This is a genomic window from Paraburkholderia bryophila (genome assembly GCF_003269035.1).
GTDB lineage: Bacteria > Pseudomonadota > Gammaproteobacteria > Burkholderiales > Burkholderiaceae > Paraburkholderia > Paraburkholderia bryophila.
This window is the reverse complement of the sequence record NZ_QLTK01000091.1, coordinates 1-1,061: the sequence shown is the minus strand read 5'-3', so window position 1 is coordinate 1,061 and position 1,061 is coordinate 1. Positions and strand designations below refer to the sequence as shown.

The 1,061-nt window shown below is 57.9% G+C and carries 1 pseudogene; it reads right to left on the bottom strand.

From position 1 onward, the window contains the following. Window positions 1-278 precede the first annotated feature (278 nt). Window positions 279-906, bottom strand: a pseudogene (locus BX591_RS35940) (tyrosine-type recombinase/integrase). Between the last annotated feature and the right edge of the window lie 155 nt (window positions 907-1,061).

Sequence of the window (1,061 nt, the reverse complement as noted above, 5' to 3'; positions counted from 1 at the left end):
TTGGGTTCAGCGGAAAATACGTTGTTTCAATTGCTTGGTGACAAGCGACTCTCCGAGATCGCGCACGACGTGACGTCGTCAAAGTCGCGCAAAACCACTAGGTAATCTCGCGGCGCAACGGGATGGGTGGCGATGGAGGCAAGCATCAAGCAGCTGGCCGATAGCGATTTGCGGCATGAACGTGTGTCAGCTTCCAGCCCGCAAGCGGCCGTCGGCTTGCGTGCTGTCAATGCCTCTTGTTGACCGGACAGCGTCCGATTGCCGCCCGGTCGGGATGCTCACACTTCGGTTTGTTCAGCCATCTCGAGCGCGTCGTCGACCTCAATGCCGAGATACCGGACCGTACTTTCCAGCTTCGTATGGCCGAGCAGGAGCTGTACCGCCCGAAGATTCTTTGTGCGGCGGTAAATTAGCGATGCTTTCGTTCGGCGCATCGTATGCGTGCCGTAGGCCGTGTCATCGAGCCCGATCGATTTTATCCAACGATGCACGATCCTCGCGTACTGACGAGTTGAAAGATGAGGTGACGCTTGAATCCGGCCGGGGAACAGAAAGTCTGAGGGAGACAGCCCAGCTACCCTGATCCAGTTTTCCACGCTTTCCCGCGTTTGCTCGGTGATCTCGAATTGCACCGGCCGCTGTGTCTTCTGTTGCATGACAGTCGCGCGGGGCGCTACACGAGTTCCCATGCAGACATCGCGCACCCGCAGCTTCGTCAGGTCGCACGCTCGCAGCTTGCTGTCTATTGCCAGATTGAACATCGCCAGATCACGGGTTTTGCCGCCCAGCTGAAGACGGATTCGAATGGCCCAAAATTTCCTTGAGCTTCAGCGGTGACTTTTGCCCGGTCAGCTTGCCCTTGTTCCACGGGACATGAGGCACGCTCGTGCTGATGATCGCTTCCATGACAAACTCCTTTCAGATGAGGGGAGAGTCAGTCTGCGCCAATTCCCGATGGGCGATGCCCGGTAGAGTCGAGATGTGGCGCGGTGGCAGTAGGTTCGGTTTGTCTGTTGCCGCCCCTTTCGTCTGGCGGTGCCCGAGTAACCTCGCCCTAACTC